The 18174-nt window shown below is 59.8% G+C and carries 17 protein-coding genes; 7 read left to right on the top strand and 10 right to left on the bottom strand.

What is annotated here, in order from left to right:
• Nucleotides 1-38: 38 nt before the first annotated feature.
• Entirely contained in the window at nt 39-689 is a 651-nt protein-coding gene (locus ATY29_RS07725) for an esterase/lipase family protein (protein WP_097535720.1), read from the top strand.
• Between the two features lie 120 nt (nt 690-809).
• Here the strand turns inward: ATY29_RS07725 and ATY29_RS07720 are convergent, their stop codons facing one another.
• Nucleotides 810-2654: an acyltransferase family protein gene (locus ATY29_RS07720; RefSeq protein ID WP_025415322.1), complete on the bottom strand. Its 1845-nt coding sequence runs from the start codon at nt 2652-2654 to the stop codon at nt 810-812.
• Nucleotides 2655-3194: 540 nt separating this feature from the next.
• Here ATY29_RS07720 and ATY29_RS07710 point away from each other — a divergent pair.
• Entirely contained in the window at nt 3195-4340 is a 1146-nt protein-coding gene (locus ATY29_RS07710) for a right-handed parallel beta-helix repeat-containing protein (RefSeq protein ID WP_097535716.1), read from the top strand.
• 100 nt (nt 4341-4440) lie between these two features.
• Here the strand turns inward: ATY29_RS07710 and ATY29_RS07705 are convergent, their stop codons facing one another.
• Nucleotides 4441-5775 (bottom strand): O-antigen ligase family protein, encoded by a 1335-nt coding sequence (locus ATY29_RS07705; protein ID WP_037092334.1) that lies wholly within the window; start codon nt 5773-5775, stop codon nt 4441-4443.
• A gap of 426 nt (nt 5776-6201) precedes the next feature.
• On the opposite strand from ATY29_RS07705, the gene ku (ATY29_RS07700) reads away from it, so the two are divergent.
• Nucleotides 6202-7005 carry a non-homologous end joining protein Ku gene (gene ku / locus ATY29_RS07700; protein ID WP_097535714.1) on the top strand — a complete coding sequence of 268 codons (804 nt, stop codon included), beginning with the start codon at nt 6202-6204 and terminating at the stop codon, nt 7003-7005.
• Nucleotides 7006-7049: 44 nt separating this feature from the next.
• Here ku (ATY29_RS07700) and ku (ATY29_RS07695) read toward each other — a convergent pair whose 3' ends face one another.
• From ku (ATY29_RS07695) to ATY29_RS07685, 3 genes are read right to left on the bottom strand one after another with little or no spacing between them, the layout of a single operon-like run.
• Nucleotides 7050-7901 (bottom strand): non-homologous end joining protein Ku, encoded by an 852-nt coding sequence (gene ku, locus ATY29_RS07695; protein ID WP_003570402.1) that lies wholly within the window; start codon nt 7899-7901, stop codon nt 7050-7052.
• A gap of 18 nt (nt 7902-7919) precedes the next feature.
• Complete coding sequence (locus ATY29_RS07690; protein WP_003570400.1) at nt 7920-8153, bottom strand: DUF2188 domain-containing protein; 234 nt, start codon at nt 8151-8153, stop codon at nt 7920-7922.
• A 50-nt stretch (nt 8154-8203) separates the two neighbouring features.
• Nucleotides 8204-8464: a hypothetical protein gene (locus tag ATY29_RS07685; protein WP_097535712.1), complete on the bottom strand. Its 261-nt coding sequence runs from the start codon at nt 8462-8464 to the stop codon at nt 8204-8206.
• A 145-nt stretch (nt 8465-8609) separates the two neighbouring features.
• Here ATY29_RS07685 and ATY29_RS07680 point away from each other — a divergent pair, with 145 nt between their 5' ends.
• The 3 genes from ATY29_RS07680 to ATY29_RS07670 all read left to right on the top strand — a co-directional run bounded on the left by ATY29_RS07680 (nt 8610) and on the right by ATY29_RS07670 (nt 11587).
• Entirely contained in the window at nt 8610-9038 is a 429-nt protein-coding gene (locus ATY29_RS07680; protein ID WP_097535710.1) for an OsmC family protein, read from the top strand.
• A 100-nt stretch (nt 9039-9138) separates the two neighbouring features.
• The gene (locus ATY29_RS07675; protein WP_097535776.1) at nt 9139-10575 is read left to right on the top strand and encodes an FAD/NAD(P)-binding protein; all 1437 of its coding nucleotides are present in this window, start codon (nt 9139-9141) and stop codon (nt 10573-10575) included.
• A 109-nt stretch (nt 10576-10684) separates the two neighbouring features.
• Nucleotides 10685-11587 carry a DMT family transporter gene (locus tag ATY29_RS07670; protein ID WP_097535707.1) on the top strand — a complete coding sequence of 301 codons (903 nt, stop codon included), beginning with the start codon at nt 10685-10687 and terminating at the stop codon, nt 11585-11587.
• On the opposite strand, the gene ATY29_RS07665 is transcribed toward ATY29_RS07670, so the two are convergent.
• Genes ATY29_RS07665 through ATY29_RS36785 form a run of 5 tightly spaced genes read right to left on the bottom strand, consistent with a single transcriptional unit; the run spans nt 11553 to nt 17576 of the window.
• Nucleotides 11553-13235 carry a VOC family protein gene (locus ATY29_RS07665; protein ID WP_244597360.1) on the bottom strand — a complete coding sequence of 561 codons (1683 nt, stop codon included), beginning with the start codon at nt 13233-13235 and terminating at the stop codon, nt 11553-11555. The genes ATY29_RS07670 and ATY29_RS07665 overlap by 35 nt on opposite strands.
• A 21-nt stretch (nt 13236-13256) precedes the next feature.
• Nucleotides 13257-14852 (bottom strand): response regulator, encoded by a 1596-nt coding sequence (locus tag ATY29_RS07660; RefSeq protein ID WP_097535705.1) that lies wholly within the window; start codon nt 14850-14852, stop codon nt 13257-13259.
• A 4-nt stretch (nt 14853-14856) separates the two neighbouring features.
• On the bottom strand, nt 14857-15282 hold the full coding sequence (locus ATY29_RS07655) for a response regulator (protein ID WP_097535703.1): 426 nt from the start codon (nt 15280-15282) through the stop codon (nt 14857-14859).
• Nucleotides 15269-17410 carry a sensor histidine kinase gene (locus tag ATY29_RS07650; RefSeq protein ID WP_097535701.1) on the bottom strand — a complete coding sequence of 714 codons (2142 nt, stop codon included), beginning with the start codon at nt 17408-17410 and terminating at the stop codon, nt 15269-15271. The genes ATY29_RS07655 and ATY29_RS07650 overlap by 14 nt, the downstream gene beginning before the upstream one ends.
• A complete protein-coding gene (locus ATY29_RS36785) occupies nt 17400-17576 on the bottom strand; it encodes a hypothetical protein (protein ID WP_165779402.1) in 177 nt (58 codons plus the stop codon). Before ATY29_RS36785 ends, ATY29_RS07650 begins: the two co-directional genes overlap by 11 nt.
• A gap of 27 nt (nt 17577-17603) precedes the next feature.
• Here ATY29_RS36785 and ATY29_RS07645 point away from each other — a divergent pair, with 27 nt between their 5' ends.
• Nucleotides 17604-17981: a response regulator gene (locus ATY29_RS07645; protein WP_097535699.1), complete on the top strand. Its 378-nt coding sequence runs from the start codon at nt 17604-17606 to the stop codon at nt 17979-17981.
• Nucleotides 17982-18174 lie beyond the last annotated feature (193 nt).

Below are 18174 nucleotides of genomic sequence, written 5' to 3'. Positions count from 1 at the left end.
GATTCCGATCTAACGAATTCGTACGGCATGGACACCAGATGAACGACACAGTCATTCTTTTTCACGGAATTGCCCGGACGAAGAAAAGTATGGAGAAGCTCGCGGTCTTCCTGTCCGGCCATGGATATCGGGTTATCAATGTCGGTTACCCCTCCACCAGGTTCTCGATCGGCGACCTCGTCGACCTCGTTCGGCCGCAGATCGACGCAGCCGCGAAGGAGGCGGGCGACGGCCGTCTGCACTTTGTCGGTTACTCAATGGGTGGGCTGCTCATCCGTGCTTTTCTCAGGAACCATCGCCCGCCGAACCTGGGAAGAGTGGTCATGGTCGGAACGCCGAACAGCGGCAGCCAGATCGCCGATTTCCTCAAGACCTGGCCACTCTACAGGAAGTTCTATGGACCGGCCGGGCAGCAGCTCATTACCGATCAAACCGCAATGACTAAGCTGTTCGGCACGGTCGATTATGAACTCGGCATCATCGCAGGGAACAAGACCATCGACCCGGTCTCTTCCCTGATCATCGGCCTCAGGGTTCCGAGTGACGGAAAGGTGTCGGTGGAGAGCACCCGTCTCGACGGTGCCGCGGCGCATATCGTCATTCCCGCCAACCACACTTTCCTGCCGGTCAACAAGATCATGTGGAGCCAGACCCTGTCGTTTCTGCAGGATGGGCGGTTTCTGGACTAAAACACGGATGGGCTGCCCATCGAGACAGTTTAACTTCTAACCATAGAACCGGCCCTCAGCGACCGGCGCCGATACGCCGTCCATTCATTCAGTTGGGCGTAAGCGCGCCAGGGGCCGACCTCACCGTTGAACGGTGAGGTCCTGCTTGACCTTTGAAATCAGCAGGCGTGAGCCGTCAGCGGTGAAGTGCCCGTAGTCGAATTGCACCGGGTCGCCGTTTTGTGTCCACACGACACAGTCCGGGTTGCACATGGTCTTATAGGTGGAGATATAGAGTGCTCCGCTTCCGGCCAATGCGTCCCGAATGTCGACACCGATGTGCTGCCGAGGCGCCAAATGATCGGCGGCTTTAAATGGCTGCCTGTCGTAGAGAGAGTGAGCGAGCAGCCGCGGCAAGGAGGATTTATACTCTGCCACTGGTCCGAAGACGACGATCTTTTTGGCAAAGGGTGAGAGGTAGTCCACCGTCTTTCTGATGAGTTTGACGTCATCTGCCGTCCAGCGTCCCGCCAAAACGAGCAAATCGACCTTGTGGCTCGGCAAAAACTCTTTGAATACGTAGTTCATCAGTTCCACGCACCGATCTTCGCCCTCGGCATCAAGCGTGGGACGGCATCCTGATGCGTTGGCTTGAATGATGTTGGCTCCCGGCAGCGTCTTCAATCCAGGATATAGGTGAGCGGCGTGGCTATCACCGACGAGCGCTATGTTTTGCTGATTATCTGAGAGAGCCAAACAGCCGTCGCGATCGTATTTTTCGATACCGTCGTTCGACGTCAGGAAACATTTTCCACTGCGGAAGGCTTGCGAGGGGTCGTAATCGGCAAATTCCGCCACCCGCTCAACGAGCTTGTTGTCGTCCTTCATTTGATTGGCGGCGAGTTGCCCGACGAATGCCAGCATTGCAACGGAGGCAATTGAGGCAGCCCCGGCGGCCACGGACACCATGGGTCGGTATCGCATCGTTCGGAACGGCGTTTCGATGAATCGCCACGAAACATAGGCGACGGCAAAACTCAAAGCGACCGGCACCAATTGCCAGCCATGCTCCCACGCCCCGTACTGGTTCGAAAACACCCAGATCGGCCAATGCCACAGATAGAGGGAATAGGAAATCAAGCCTATGGCGGTGGCGACCCGCAATGATAGAAGCTTGCTGACAAGCGTGCCTGGACCGGCCCAGATGATCAGAGCCGTGCCTGCCGTGGCGGGCAGGGCCATCAGCCCGGGAAACTCAGAGGTTTTTGACAAAAACAGTGCGCTCAGGCAGATCGCCAAGGCGCCGATTGCCGAAAGCGCACCGTTGATCCGCATATCGGCGAATTTCCTCAATGCCGGTGCTGCGATGAGGGAGCCGACCAGCAGTTCCCAAGCGCGATACTGCACAAGATAGAAGGCTGCCGAGCGATTGATTGGAACGGTGATCATTGCGGCAATGAGGCTGACTGCGAAAAGTCCCGCTATGGCTATCCCTGTTGCCCTGCGCCCGTACCGGCTCGCTGCCATGACGATCAGCGGAAAAATGACGTAGAACTGCTCTTCGACCGACAACGACCATGTGTGCAGGACCGGATTGAATTCCGCGGAATCATCGAAATATCCAGTCGTCAGATAGAAGTAGGCATTGGAAGCAAAGAGCGCGGAAGAGGTAACAGACTTAAAGACCCGCAGGCTTTCGTCAGGCAGCATCGTGAAATACGAAACCGCCATCACAACGGCATACATGGCCACGACAGCGGGAAGAATTCGTTTGGCTCGGCGGCTATAGAAGTTGCCGATCGAAAATCGGCCATCGCTCGCTTCAGCGAGAATGATTTTCGTAATCAGATATCCCGAAATCACGAAAAAAATGTCCACCCCGATAAATCCGCCGGGAAGAATGCGATCGAATCCACAGTGATAAAGAATCACAAAAATGACGGCTACGGCTCGCAGGCCGTCGATATCTTGACGATGCGTAATCATTTTCGGCCTCGGTGTTTGGCCTCCCAGGATTTCGTAACGTGAGACAGTTCAACATGCAACCAGGGTCAGCGTAAAATGAAAACTACTCGCCTTAAAAGCGTTTCTACCCACAGATAAAAGGCCCAGCGAGCGGGCGCCGAGCGGCCGCAAGGTCATCCAGGTTTTCGAGATAGTGTTTATTTTACCATTGGTCCAAGGACGCCGGCGAGGAGAAGCATGGCGTCCATCAGCTCAACAGTGACTGACCAAACAGCTGCCTTTCAACGGTCCCCGACTCAGGCCACGGAAGAAGACTGACGGGCGATTAAAATGAGCTGCTGAAACGCAGCGGCGGCGTTGTCATGACGCCATGCAGGAAAAATCGGGCGAACGTGTGACGAGCCCGGTGCAGCAGTGGGCCGATCTCGGGCCCGAGATGCGATGCGGCCTCAACGCGCTGGAGATAGCGGCCATTCAGGTTAAGATAATTTTCAGATATTCAAACATCCGCCATACCACAGTTCACTATTGTGAGCGACAAGCCTATCGAAGGAAGATCTGATGCCCGCCATCCTGCGAAAGAAAATTCATGGAGCATCCACCCGTGGGCAGGTCATTGACGGTGCTGAGGATATTGGCGTCGCCTATCAGGTGTTTTCCGATACGGTGGTCGAAGACGTGGTGGTCAAGAATTCCCCGCGTGGCTTCAAATTTCACAACGGCAAGAATCTTATCATAAGGCGCTGCGAAACCGAAAATGTGACGGGCGACGGCATTTACCTGACGATGACGTCGAATGTGTTGCTGGAGAACAACCGAGTCGGCGAGGCGCCCGGCCAGGGAGCGGATTGTTGCCAATTCGCCTACCAAAACCGTGACGCCAACATCAGTTCCAATGTGGTGGTCCGGGGCAACCTTTTTCTACAGAGGCCGACCAGCGCCTCGAACAAGGGGGCGCTGGTTTGCGGCAGGACCCGAAATTACCGGGTTGAATATAATTTCATCGGCGGGAAGAATTTTTCTTTTTCATCGATCGGCGACGACGCGGTGGTGCGCAGCAATATCATGCGCGACGGCCGGATGAACGATTATTCCTTCGGCTATGGCGTTGGCGATCAAGTCAGCCATGCCGGCCACCATGTTTATGACAACAGGATTGAGAACAGCAATCGCGGCGTGAGTTTGAGCGGTTATTCGGATCAAAATCTGGCGTTTCGCAAAGACATGAATATCCACGATAACGTCATCAGCGAATGTGAAATCGCTTTCTTCGCCAATCGACCATGGTCCGGAAGCTTTCGACGCAACATATTCCTGCGGTGCAAGCAGGGCATTCTGCTGAAGGGGAACGGGAAGGAGACCGCGGGGGAAGTTGACGACAACTATTTCAATGACGGCAGCTTTCTGAACGTGACTGCGCCGCCGCTTCGCTTCAACCCCGACGGAAAGGCTTCCGTTTCCTCCGGCGAATGGACAACCGAGCCCGACGAAATCCGCATCCAGTGGCGTGACAAGGGCATCGATATACCGGGCGCCAACCGGCCTTCCATTGCGGTCGAACCCGGCATGGAATTGTCATGCGTCCTATTGGCCCGCAAGGAGCAGAATTGGATGTTGGCGATCGCTGAGACTGCTTATGACGATTTCACGCCACGCGCCTGGCAAGAAAACATGCTACCTTGGCAGAAGCGCTATCTCTCGATTTGATCGACTGGTCGCATGCCGGTCCGGCGGTCGACAAAAATTGACCGATGCGCGACAACGGCGGAATGAGCGCTTTACCGCCAGGCGTCAAACACATTGTCCCTCAAGACTGGTGTTGATTCCGGTTTGTCCGCAACCTGGGACGCAGTTCCGAGAGTGCGATGACCATATGCGGCCAGCAAATGAAAGGTGCCAGCATCATGCCTGCCTCGGTCATGGCTCCAAGCATGATGAGGATGATGATGACAATTTCCTTTCGCCTGGCGCCCGATTCTGCCGGATCGGGGTCGACGATCGTCATCTTCCTGAACACGCGGGTCAGCGCAAACAACGTCCATGCGGTAACGCCTGGAATGCCGATATTGAGCGCTAGCTCAAGATAGGTGTTATGGGTCGATCGTGCATCGAAGGTAACTTTGACGTACTCTTCCATGACATCGGGCTGACGAAACATCGCAAACCCATAACCTGTTAGGGGCCTATCCCATATCAACGGCAATAGCTGTTCCCAGATATTGGTGCGACCGGAGAAGGTAATATCTTTGCCGAATGCTTCCGCAACCGCTGAAGCCACGCCGAGGTAAACGAAGCTGGCGCCGAACCCGATGATCACGAACAACAGGAAAACGACGAAGGAACGAAAAAGACGGTTCGGGTAAATGTGAATAACGCGAATGCCATACAGCATCATGCTGCCGAACATCGTCAAGACAACAGCTGTCGAGGACTTCGTTGCCACAATCAAGGCGAGAAGGCAAAGCATTGCAGCCCAGCGTATCAGGGTACTGTAACGAAGCCGGCCGAGTTTCTCCGTCGATAGCAGGCAGACAAAACTCACCGAGCAAAACTGCCCCAACGTGTTCTTGTGATAAAATGCGCCTTTGACCATGCCCGCATAGCTGCCACGCATGATGGCGAATTGTGGGAAAGCCGCTGTATAGAGAACGTTGATGAATGCGGCGGCAATCGCAAAACGGCCGAGGACTTTGAAGGCTTCGACATTGCCGTAGCGCGCGCGATACAGAAGAGGTGGGATGGCGAGAACGATGACCGCAGCCAATCCCTTTAAGGATGCGGTCTTGTCAATGGAGAAGACGATCGATGTCAGGCAGGAAATGCCGACAACCACGATGAACGGCGAAAACCTTGAGAAGACCCGCAGGAACTGTTTCTGTTCCAGCAGAAAATATAAGCCTGACAAAGGGATAAGGCCGTAAAGCAATATCTTCATCGGCAGCGGGTCGACCGCGGCGCCATCGTCGAAGTTTGCAGGCAGGCCGTACCACATGCCTGTCGCCCGCCAGAGAGACGCGTAAAACGCTATCGTAAGGACCAGCTTTGCCAGTACATCGCGCCGGACGCGCCACCGGGGCACAGACCGCCGATGGTAGCCCGCCGGATAGTGGTGTCTTGCCAAAGCTGCATTTTCTATCGTCATCAAAGGCTCTTATAAATCAATCTGGAGAGCCCCGGCTGTTCACCCCAATCAAGGCATATGCCGGGAGTCGATTGAACGGAGGCAGGAACTGATCCGTGCATTCCTCCGCTTGCACTTGCAAAGAACGAATTCGTTTGGCCGTTTCGATAACGTCGTCCTAGTTTCGCAAACTGCCCGTTTCGGTGGGCGATACAGCCAGGGCACGCTTGCCCAGTGGCCTCAAGTTTTTTGAAGCGGCGCGTCTCACTTCATCACGCGGCGCGACTTTAAGCGAACTCATACCGTGAATCCAGCCGATAAAATCATGTCATCATGTCGCGCCGTTTAACCGTCCCACCGGGGCGCTTTTGCGGCGAAACCAATTTTCGGAACCAAAAACCGAACCCGCCGTTGAATGCCATGTCCAACCGTGTCCGGGAGACAGACATGGCACGTCAGACATTCTGGAAAGGTTATCTCAAGCTCTCGCTGGTGACGGCCGCCGTCTCGCTGACGCCGGCGACGACCGAAAGCAACAAGGTGCGGTTCCACGTTCTCAATCGCCAGACCAGGAACCGCGTCGAAAGCCGCTATGTCGACAGCGTCACCCACAAGCCGGTTGCCGACAGGGATCAGGTCAAAGGTTATCCGCGCGGCGAGGACGACTATGTCCTGCTCGAAGACGAGGAGATCGAGGAGGTCGGGCTCGAAAGCACCCGCACCATCGATATCGACACATTCGTGCCGCGCGGCTCGATCGATTGGATCTGGTACGACAAACCGCATTTTCTGGCCCCTGAGGACAAGGTCGGGGTGGAAGCCTTCTGCGTCATTCGCGAGGCGATGAAGGCGAACGATGTCGTCGGCATCGCCCGTCTTGTGCTCTATCGTCGCGAGCGTGCCGTGCTCTTGGAGCCGCAGGGCAAGGGCATCGTTCTCTGGACCCTGCGTTACGGCGACGAAGTGCGCGAACCGGTGGCCGAACTCGACAGCAAGGCGGAGATCGACAGCAAGCTGCTGACGCTGATGAAGCAGCTGGTGAAGGAAGAAACGAAGGATTGGAGCCCGGACATGGTGCAGGATCCGATCCAGAAGCGCCTGAAGTCGATGATCCGCGGCAAGCAGAAGAGCCTGAAGAAGGCCGCGCCCGCGAAAAAGCCCGCACCGGTCAAATCGACCGGCAACGTCATCAATATTATGGATGCGCTGAAGAAGAGCCTCGCCGCGGAAGACGGGCGCAAGCCGCGTTAGAAAAAACGCGGTGGCATTTCGCCCGATAGGTTTCGAGAACCGTCTCAGCTCGCTTTCTTGCTGCGGCTGTCGCTGCGCGCCGGCGCCTTCTTCGCTGGCGCCTTCTTTGCCGAACTCTTGCCGCTCATCCCGGCGCTCTGGCGCAGTGCCTCCATCAGGTCGACCACCTTGCGTTCCGGCGGCTGCTTCTTCTTCGGTGGTGCTCGGCCCTCGATCTTTGCCTTCACCAGCTCGACGAGGGCAGCCTCGTAGCGATCCACATATTCGCTCGGTTCGAAACTGCCCTGCTTGGTGCCGATGATATGGCCCGCGAGCGCGATCATCTCCTTGTCGAACTTGATGTCGGGAATATCGTTGAAGACCGTCTCGGCCGAGCGCACCTCGTAGTCGAAATTCAACATCGTCGCGACGATGCAATCGTCATGCGGGCGGATCAGCAGCGTCCGGTTGCGCCGGAACAGCACGGCTTCAGCGAGTGCTGCGACCTTGCCGTCACGCATGCCCCGGGCGATCAGCGCCAGCGCCTCCTCGTCGTGTTTGTCCACCGGTGCAAGATAGTAGGGCCGGTCGAAATAAAGCTTGTCGATATCGTCGTAGCCGATGAACGCCTTGACATTAAGCACCTTGTCGCTTTCCGGCATGAGTGCGGCGATCTCGTCGCCCTCGATGACGATGTAATCGCCATTCTCCATCTGGTAGCCCTTGACCTGGTCGTCCCGCTCGACCGGTTTGCCAGTCTCGCTGTCGACGAATTGCCGCTCCACCCGATGGCCGGTCCTGCGATTGATGATGTTGAAGGAGACGCGGTCGGAAGAGGAAATGGCGGTGTAAAGTCCGACGGCGCAGGCAAGGTCGCCCACTTTCAGATGACCTTTCCAGCTTGCCCGCGCGGCCATTCCATCCTCCGTCGCAAATCAGAGCCGACTGTTGCTCTTGTCGGTTTCGAGTTCCTGGAACGCCCAGCCGCGGCCATCGGGCGCGGGGTAGGCAAGCAGTGCGTCGCCATCGCCGATCTTCTGGCGCGACGCGGCATCCCTGGCGTGAACGATCGCTTCATCGGCCGTCGCATAGGTTTCCGAGAGCGTATCGCCGAGCTTATAGGCCCAGCCATTGTCATGCGGCACGACCTGATAGGTGATATCGGCCATTTCGGATCTCCTCTACTATATAGGGGGCATCATGGCATTGCCATCATGCTCTAATTCCGATTTGTTTTACGCCGCTCGTCCAGCGCGATGATTTTCTCCACCGAAGCGATATCCTCGCTCGTGACGACGGGAACCGGATCGGCGGCGATTGCCTCCAGCACCTCCTGCGAGACGGCGCCGTTGCGGATCGCCCATTCCAGCGTCTCGCGTGTTTCCCGCTCGGCCTTGAGCTGAGCATAGAGCGCGACGATCAGCCGATCGCGGGCGTCCATGCGCCCGCCCTGGCGATCCACTCTGCGGACATGCACCATCGCAATCCACCTTTGTCACTGATTTCGTTCAGGTGTAATCAACTGCTGACGGGTGGAAAGGTTCCGAAACCGGCAGGCAGCCATTGCCCGGTGCGGCGCCGGGCTGACATTGCCATCCGCAGAATGTTCATGAGAGGATTTCATCATGGTCGATCTCAAGGCCCGTCCCCGCCCCACCGGCGCCACCGCCGTTCTCGGCCGCACCGGTTTTCCGCATGTCACCTCCGCCACCAGGGGCGAGATCGATATCGTCACGTCGCCGTCGCAGCCGGGCTTCAATCCACTCGACCTGCTCTATGCCTCGCTGTCTGCCTGCCTCGTCCTCAGCGCCCGCATGGCCGCCAGCCAGATGGGCGTCCTCGACAGGATCAGCGACATCACCGCCGAGGTTACCGGCGAGAAGGCGACGGAAGGCCTTTCGCGCGTTGCTAGGTTCAATATCGCCTTCTCGATCAAGGGCGATATCGATGAGGAGACCCGGCAGAAGATCGTCCATGCGGCTGAAGACGAGATCTGCACGGTGAGCAATACGATCCGCGGCAATCCCGATTTTTCGACGACGATATCGGCATAGGGCGAATCCTCATAATATTTATAGACAATTGCCAGCGGAGGATTGCGCGGCCCATGCCCGGCTTCTATGTTTGGGCATCGAAAGCGATGATACGGCCACCATGCAGTCCAAGCCTTTCCCGAATTCCGAACGGCCCGTCGTCGCCATCATCGGCGGCGGAGTTTCCGGCGCCGGCGTCGCCTATCATCTGGCCCGGGCGAATTGCGGCGAGCGCCCCGTTATCCAGGTCTTCGAGCCGCGCGCCGAGCTCGGCCGCGGCCTTGCCTATGACACGGATGATCCGGCTCACCGCATCAATGTCCCCGCCGCCAAGATGAGCCTGCAGCCCGACGAACTGGGCGAATTCCAGGCCTGGATCGAAGCCCGCGATGCCGTCGCCGGCGACCCCAAGGCCAAACAGCCCGATGGCTCGCTTTTCCCCCGCCGCCGGCTGTTCGGCGAATATGTCGCCTCCCTGCTGAAGCCATTGCTGGAAGATGGTCGCGTGCGTCATTGCCGCGCAGCGGTCACCGGCGTCGAGCGCCGTGCCGGCCGCTGGACGATCCGCGACGATAAGGGCGGCGTGACGCAAGCCGATATCGTCGCGATTGCCACCAGCCATCCGCCGCCCGCGGCCCCCGGCCGGCTCGCGAGCCGGCTCGCGGGCCATCCGCGTTTCGTCGCCGATACCACCAAATCCGCTGCGCTCGACGTCATCCGCCCGCATGACCGGGTGCTGGTCATCGGCAACGGCCTGACGGCGGCAGACGTCATCGCCTCGCTTGCCGAGCGCGGACATGACGGTCCGGTGACGGCGATCTCGCGCCGTGGCCTGCGTTCGCGCGGGCATGCGCCGGTGCCGCAGCCGCTCTTCGGCGATTTCCTTGCCGATGCGACGCATTCCGCCGGCGCGCTGCTGGCAAGGATCCGCGCTGCCATCGATGCGGCAAAAGCCGAGGGCATAAGCTGGCACGGCGTGCTCGATCAGGTGCGGGCGCAGGGATATGATCTCTGGCAGGCGCTGCCGGTTGCCGAACGCCGCCGTCTCGTCCGCCATCTCAGACCCTATTGGGACGTGCACCGTTTCCGGATCGCGCCGCAGGTCGAAGCAGTGCTCGACGCCGCGATTGCCGCCGGCCGCCTTGAGATCCTTGCCGGCTCCGTCGCCGATGCGCGCATCGAGGGCGAGTTCATCCTGTGTATCCTGCAGCCGCGGTATCAGCGCCAGCCGCTGGAGCGCAGTTATGACGCGGTCATCGTCACCACTGGCCCCGCTCATGGCGGTATACTCGAAACGCAGCCCTGGCTTGGAGCATTGGCGGCAAACGGCCACTTGTCGCTTGATCCTACAGGCCTCGGCCTTGCCTGCACCGGGCATTCGGAGGCGATCGGCCCGTCAGGAGAGGCGGATCCGTCGCTGCTGATCTCCGGGCCGCTGGCGCGCGGCACCTTCGGCGAGTTGATGGGCCTGCCGCAGGTGACCGAGCACGCCTTCTTCGTCGCCACCGAGATCGCCGGGAAGCTGCGGGTGAACGCGAAAAACACGCCCCCGGCCTGATTTCGCATCCCTATGTCGCGCATCGGCTGTCGCCGGGGATGGATTTCTGATACTCGCTCGGCGACGACCACATCGCGCTCGCGTCCGGGCGATTAAAAATATCGAGATCATGTCGCAGGCTGCCTCCCTTTCCGAAGCCTCGCCTTCCAATCGCCTTGCCCTTGCAGCCCTCATTCTCGGCGGGGCGGCAATCGGCGGTTCGCCGATCTTCGTGAGGCTCTCCGAAGTCGGGCCGATGGCGACGGCATTCTGGCGCGTGGCGCTGGCGCTGATCCCGATATTCGTCGTCTCGCTGATGAAGAAGAATGCGGGGGCGAAGCCGCAGAGCTTTGCCGACTACGGCATGCTGATCCTGCCGGGCGTCATGCTGTCGCTCGATCTCGCGGCCTGGCACCTGTCGATTACCATGACGTCAGTCGCCAATGCGACACTGCTTGCCAACCTCGCGCCTGTTTTCGTCACCGTGATCGCCTTCCTGTTTTTCAAGGCGCGGATCAGCCGCGTCTTCCTGCTCGGTCTTGCCCTGGCGCTGGCCGGCGTCGTCGTCTTGAAAGGCGGACCGACAGCGATCGGCAACGGCAACCTGCACGGCGACGGTCTGGCGATGATCGCCGCCTTCTTCTATGCCTGCTACATCCTTGCGCTCGGCAGCCTGCGCAGCCGGTTCGACACGAGGCGGATCATGCTGTGGAGCACGGCGTCCGCTGCCATCTGCATCTTTCCGGTCGCCTTTTTCATTGAGGGTCACATGCTGCCGGCGACCGTCTATGGCTGGTCGATGGTCTTTGGCCTCGCCTTTATCAGCCATGCCGGCGGGCAGGCGGCGATCACCTATGCGCTGGCCTATCTGCCGCCGGCCTTTTCCTCGCTGACGCTGCTGCTGCAACCGGTCGTCGCCGCGATCCTCGCCTGGGCCCTGCTCAATGAGGCGATCGGGCCGATGCAGGCGCTGGGCGGCGCCGTCGTGCTTGCCGGGATCATGGTTGCCCGAACATCTCGCTCTCCGGCTTGATCGCCTGCTGCGCCAGCGGCGGTGGATCGTCGCCCATTCTCTGGAGCAGCCACTTCTGGATGATCGGCACATCGGCATCGCCGAGGTCGTGGCCGCCGGCGATGACGTCTGAATCGACGGTGGCGCCCGAACTTTTCAGCCTTTCCTCCAGCTCGCTCGCATATTTGCCGTAGGCATCGGTCTTGCCGCTGATGACGAGCAGGTCCGTGCCCTTCAGATCGGCATGCGGACAGTCGCTCAGAACCGGCATGGAGCGCAGCAGAACGGCTTTATGAACCAGGTTCGGATGCAGATATAGAAGCGAGTTCAACAGGTTAGCCCCATTCGAATAGCCGACATAGACGATTTTCTTGGGGTCGAGCCCGTAGGACTTGACGGCGCCCTCGATGAAGGCCGCGAAGGCCTCCGCCTCGGTCTTGATGTCGTTCTGGTCGAAGGAGAAGGGGGTAATGCGCTTGTACCAGCGCGGAAACCCTTCCTCCGTCGCCCGGCCGCGCACGCCAAGCAGCGTCGCCCGCGGGGCCGCCTTGTTCAACAGCGGCATCAGCGTCGTTTCGTTGCCGCCGGAGCCATGCAGCAGCACGAAGACGCTGCCGTCGGGATTCGGCGGCGTATAGAAACGGTGGACGAAGGGCAGTTCGCGGTAATTGATTCGCGGCTGGCCGGGCATCGAAAATTGCGGCAGCACGACCTTCAGGTCATGGAGATTGGTGATCGCTTCGGGCGGCGCGAACAGCTTCGTCCCAAGAGCGGCCTGCTCTTCATCGACGGTCATGCCCGGCCTGTCGGTCGCAAGCTCTATCAGCGTGCCGCCGGGCTCGCGGGCATAGAGTGAGCGGAAATATTTGCGGTCATGCAGGTTGGTCGGCGATGCGTCGGTGGCTTCCAGGGTCTTGCGTACGGAAAGCAGCGTCTGCTCGTCGGCGGCGCGGAAGGCGACGTGGTCGACCGTGCCGGTGCCCGGCGCGCCGGACCAGAAGCCGCGCGCATCGCGCACGTCGATGACGTCGCCGGACTGCGAAACCAGCCTGTCGATCGTGCCGCGATTGGCCTGGAAGCGATAGCCGAAATGGCGCTCGAGAAAGCCGCGGCTTTCGGCGGGTTTCTCCGTCAGCATGGTTGCACCGCGCACGCGCTGGACGGCGTGCTCGACCGGGATCGAGGCGCCGTCCCAGACATCAGGCGATGTCAGGGTCTTTGTGCCGGCGAGCTTCAGGATGATATTGTCGGGGTCCTTCAGCCTCAGCACGGGTTCGCCGAATTCGTCGGTCGGCCCTTCCGATCGCAGGCCGAAGCTCATGGCCCGCGTCAGCCAATAGCCGATGCTCGCAGGGTCGATCGACAGCGATATTTCGCAGATCTGGCCGTAGCCGGCCCGTCCGGGCGCGCCATCTTCCCAGGCGAGGAAGGTCAGGAGCGAACCCGGCGATCCCGCTGCATCGCCATAGAAGAGATGCAGTTGCGTCGCGTCCTCGTAACCGGCCGTCTGCTTGACGAGGCGCATGCCGAGAAAGCCGGCGTAAAAGTCCACGTTCGCCTGCACTTTTCGAGTGACGGCTGTGACGTGATGTATGCCTGATACCATCTGGAGCAGTCCTGATTGAAGCGGTGTCGTCAGGAGCGCGAGTATGAAAGCTGCGAAGGTCATACCGTTGCCAATGACCATCGCTTAGTTTTGTTCCGCACAAAGCGCAAGCGAATCGCCGCGCTGCAGCAATTCCAAATGATCGACATATTCGAGCGCTTCTTCGAGTTGCTGCAGGGTCGGCGGCTTGACCATATAGGCGCGGGCACCGAGTTTTCTGGCCCGTCGCACGTCGCTCTCGTCGCTTGACGTGCTGAGAATGCAGACGGGAATCTGGCTAAGGCGGATATCGGCCGAAAGCGCACGCAGCACCTCGAAGCCGTCCATGATCGGCATGTTGATGTCGAGCAGCATCAGGTCGATCTGCGGCACCTCGGCAATGCCGGCGCGTTCTTCCAGCAGCCGCATCGCCTCGCGCCCGTTGGTGGCGACATGCAGGTTGAAATTCACCTTTTCCCGCCGCATCAGCTTGATCTTCAGAAGCTGGATGTCAGCCGGGCTGTCTTCCACCAACAGCACTTCGGCGAGCCGGCCGGCCCCTTCACCCGGCTGCTCCGCCGGTTTGCCGCTATGCGCGACGGCCGCTGCAGGCGGCGGCTCGAGCCGCGTCTCGGCGAGCGGCACGTCGAGAATGAAGGTGGCGCCCGGCCCAGTTTCCGCCTCGCACCAGATCGAACCGCCATGCAACTGCGCGATGCGGCGGCAGATGGCAAGACCGAGCCCGGTGCCTTCGATGCCGCGGCCGACGAGACGCTTGAACGGCTGGAAGATCAACTCGCGATGCTGAGGGTCGATGCCAAGCCCGTTGTCGCGCACGGTGAGGCGGCACATGTCACCATGCGCTTCGCCTGAGATCGTAACCTCCGGGATCTTCTGCTCGCAATAGCGGATGGCATTCGACACGAGGTTCTGCAGGAGCTGGGTCAGCAGCGTCGCATCGCCCATGACCTCCGGCAGCGCTCCGCGGATGATGACCGCGCCGCGGCTTTCGGTCTGCTGGCGCAGATTGTCTTCCACCTGATCGAGTACGGCAGAGAGCGAGACCGGCGTCAGCTCCGGCCCGCCGGAGGCCTCGAGCCTGGTGAAGCCCGAGACCTTGACGATCAGGTCTTCCATATGGTCGGCGGCACTCAGCACGTAATCGAGCAGTTCCCGGTCGTCGGCCGGCAGCGCTGGAGAACCATGCAGGATGCGGCTGAAGGATTTGATCGTCCGCAGCGGCTCCTTCAGATCATGGGCCATGGCGCGGGTGAAGATTTCAAGCGATTGCCGCTTCTGCTCCAGCTGTGCCTCCAGCATGCCGTGCATGATGGCGTTCTGGATGCAGCGATGCAGGGTTTCGGGCGACAGCGAATCCTTCGTCAGATAGTCGCGCGCGCCGCTCTTCATCACCTCGACAGCGACGGTTTCACTGCCCTGGCCGGTCAGCATGATGACGTTGGCGGCAGGATCGTTCTCCAGGATATCGGCAAGAACACCGAGCCCGTTGCGACCCGGCAGCGAATAGTCGAGCAGGATGCAGTTCGGCCGTTTCCGGCCGTTCAGCGCCAGACCCTCTTCGCCCGTCTCCGCCTCCAGGACGCTATAGGCGGTGCTGGAGACGCGGCTCAATATGCGGCGATAGACCTCGCGATCGTCGATATTGTCGTCGATGATGAGAATGCTGCAGTCTTCCGCCAATCTGTCAGTCCTCGAGCGGCAGGATGGCGATTTCGAACCAGTATTCCTTCAGCCGCTGGATCGCCGCAAACAGCCCGTCGAGATCGACCGGCTTCTGCACATAGGTATTGGCGCCGAGCGCATAGCAGCCTTCGATATCCCGCTCGTCGTCGGAAGTGGTGAGGATCACCACCGGGATCTTGCGCCAGCTGGCGTTCGACTTGATTGCCTCCAGCGTCTTGCGGCCGTCAAGGCCCGGCATGTTGAGGTCGAGCAAAATCAGCCCCGGTTTCGGCACCATCGAGGCCAGCATGTCGAGCGCCTCCTGCCCCGAGGCCGCCCAGCGGATCGAGTTGCGCAGGTTGGTGCGTTTGAAGGCGCGCATGGTCGCTTCGAAATCGTCTTCGCTGTCCTCGACGATCAGGATCGGTTGCGTGTCACGCTGCTGCATTGTGCCCCTCGCGCTTTTTTCCCAATGTAAAATAGAATGTCGTGCCGGCGCCGACCTCCGATTCCAGCCAGATATCGCCATTGTGCCGGGCGATGATCTTGCGGACGAAGGTCAGGCCTGCTCCGGTGCCGTCGTCGGAATCCTGCGACTTTTCCAGCCGTTTGAAAATGCGGAAAATGTCCTCATGGAATTCCTGGGGTATGCCCTTGCCGTTATCCCTGACGAAAAACACGTTGCGGGCAATCGTGCCGTCGTGGCCGACGAACCGATCGAGATAGCCGATCGAAACCAGCGGCGCCGGTTTGTCGTTGTATTTGATCGCATTGGTGATGAGATTGCGGAAGACCTCCGTAAGCCGCGGCGCGTCGCAGACCACATCCGGCAACTTGCCGTCGATGATGACCCTGGCATGCCGTTCCTCCAGCAGCAGTTCCATCGTCGCGACGACATCCTTGATGATCAGGCCGATGTCGGTGCGTTTGACCGCCAGCTGCTGCCGCCCGAGCCGGGAGAAATAAAGCAGGTCGTTGACGAGTTTTTCCATGCGCTGGCTAAGGCGCACCAGCCGGTTCAACCGGCGCACGCCGTCGTCGTCGAGCTTGTCCTCATAGTCCTCCAGGAGAAATCGCGAGTGGTTGTGCAGGCCGCGCAGCGGCTCCTTGAGATCATGCGAGGCGATATAGGCGAATTCGTCGAGATCGTGGTTGCTGCGCTCGAGTTCGGCCGTATAGGCCTCCAACTGGGCAAGCGTCGTTTTCATCCGCTCTTCCTGCCGGGCGCGCTCGCTGATGTCGCGCACGATGCCGACGAAGATCTTCGTATCGTCGGTCGCGACTGCGCTGATGGAGACGTCGATCGGAAAGACGATGCCGTTCCTGCGTCGTCCGGAGACCATGCGCGTCGTGCCGATGATGCGCTCCTCGCCGGTCTTCCGGTAATGGGCGAGATAGCCGTCATGCTCGGAATGGTAGGGTTCGGGCATCAGCATCTTGATATTCCGTCCGATCGTCTCCTGCGGGGAGTAGCCGAACATGCTTTCAGCCGCCGGGTTGAAGCTCCTGATCGTTCCCCCCTCGTCGATGACGATGACGGCATCGGGCGTGCCGCGCACCAGCGCGCCGAAACGGACGCGCTCGGTTTCGAGATTATGATTGTTGCGCATGAAATAAAAGATGAGGATCGCGATCAGCCAGAGCGTCGCCGCCGTAATCGTGCGGTTGGCGATCTCCTGCCAGAATGCCGTCTCGTTGTGCCTGACCGCGAAAAAGCCGAGCATCAAAAGCACGGTGCACGCAAAAGCGAAGAAAAGCGGCGCATTCCTGTTGCCGAACCAGAGCGCCGTCAGCACCAGCGGCACATAGAGAATGCCGTTGGCGACGCCGAGCGGCGTGTAGAGATCGACGAGAAGGCCGGTGAAGCAGACCGCAGCCGGGATCCACAGCGGGATTTGCGCCCGGTTTGCCGGCTGCATCCACCAGGAGCGCGCGAGCAGGCCCGAGCCGAAGATCACTATGCCGACCGCCGTATGCAGCGCCATCGCCGCATAGGGCCCCCAACGGTAACCCTGTTCGGCATCGGTGACATAGCTGGCGAGCGCGATCATGCCGAGGGTGATGACGACGTAGCTCGTCAACTCCTGCACCACCTGGCCTTTGCGCACCGCGTGGAGAGAGAGCAGCAGCGAAAGATTGGCGATCAGGAAGACCAGCGCCGTGTTCGGCCCCATGCCGCCGCCGATCTCAGCGATGAAATCGGGCGGAACCAGGAACTGCGTGATCAACACGTCGACATTGTGGAAAGTCCGCCCGATCGTGATGATTTCCACCAGCCGGGCCGCGGCGAACACCGCCGCAAGCCCTGCCATGATCGTTGCCGCCAACCGAAAGCGACGGGCGGCCAGCGTCGAGGCGGCGAGCCCCAGGCCGGACAGCACGAAGCAGAGGGCGGTGTTGAAGGCCATCGACGGAAAGCCGGGAACCAGCGAAATGATCACCTTGATCTGCAGCAGCCAGCCGGCAAGGGCGCTCGTTCCGAGAAGCAGCATCAGGCAGCCGACCGCAATCGCAAAGCCACGGTAGCGTCGCCGCCGCCGCTGGTCCTGCAGGTCCACGTTGCCATTATCCTGCACCCGTCATGCCCTCCCCGGTTCGCGCGGCCATTTTTTCCGAAATCGAGGAATACTCAATAGGCAGGCGAGGGCGCCGCCGCGCTTTTTGCGAAATGATTTTTTGAGAAGATGGATCGAATTTTCGCGAAATCGCGATATCGTGACGTCGAAAGACAGCGAGGTTCATTCGAACAATATCCAATCACGGTGCTGAATGCCTACCATAATCTACGTCGACGACAGCAGGGATGATCTCTTCTATCTCGACTATATCCGCAGGAAGCAGCAGATAGAGGTCGATCTATTCTGTTTCTCGACCGCCGAGACGGCGCTTGCGGCGCTGGAGCAGCGTGCGGCGGAAGGCTGGTCGCTGCCGGAACTGTTGGTCGCCGATCTCTACATGCCGCTCGACAGCGGCATCGCCCTGGTGAGCAGGCTGCGCCGGGACGATCGCTTCAAGGCGATGCGGCTTGCCATTTGCAGCGGCTCGGATGCTGCCGAGGATCGCGCGCGCTCGCTTAAGGCCGGCGCCGATGCCTATCTGGAAAAGCCGCTTGATCTCGCCGGGATGATTCTCAATCTTGAGATGTAGGAAACGGCAAAGGCCCGGTAACTTGTTTCCCCTCCTATGTCCCAACCATACGGCAAACCGCAATTGACAAGGTCGAGGACGCATAACAAGATGCAACCGAAGCGAAGGAAATGATACGCAAAGTAAGCGCTGAGAGAACCGATTGACCCGCGTTCGCCGCCACGAACATCAGCCAACCCCTTAGCTGAATGGG

Origin of the sequence: Rhizobium hidalgonense, assembly GCF_002914525.1 — a bacterium.
Lineage (GTDB): Bacteria > Pseudomonadota > Alphaproteobacteria > Rhizobiales > Rhizobiaceae > Rhizobium > Rhizobium hidalgonense.
The sequence above is the reverse complement of the archived record's forward strand: the minus strand, read 5'-3'. Positions and strand labels throughout refer to the sequence as shown.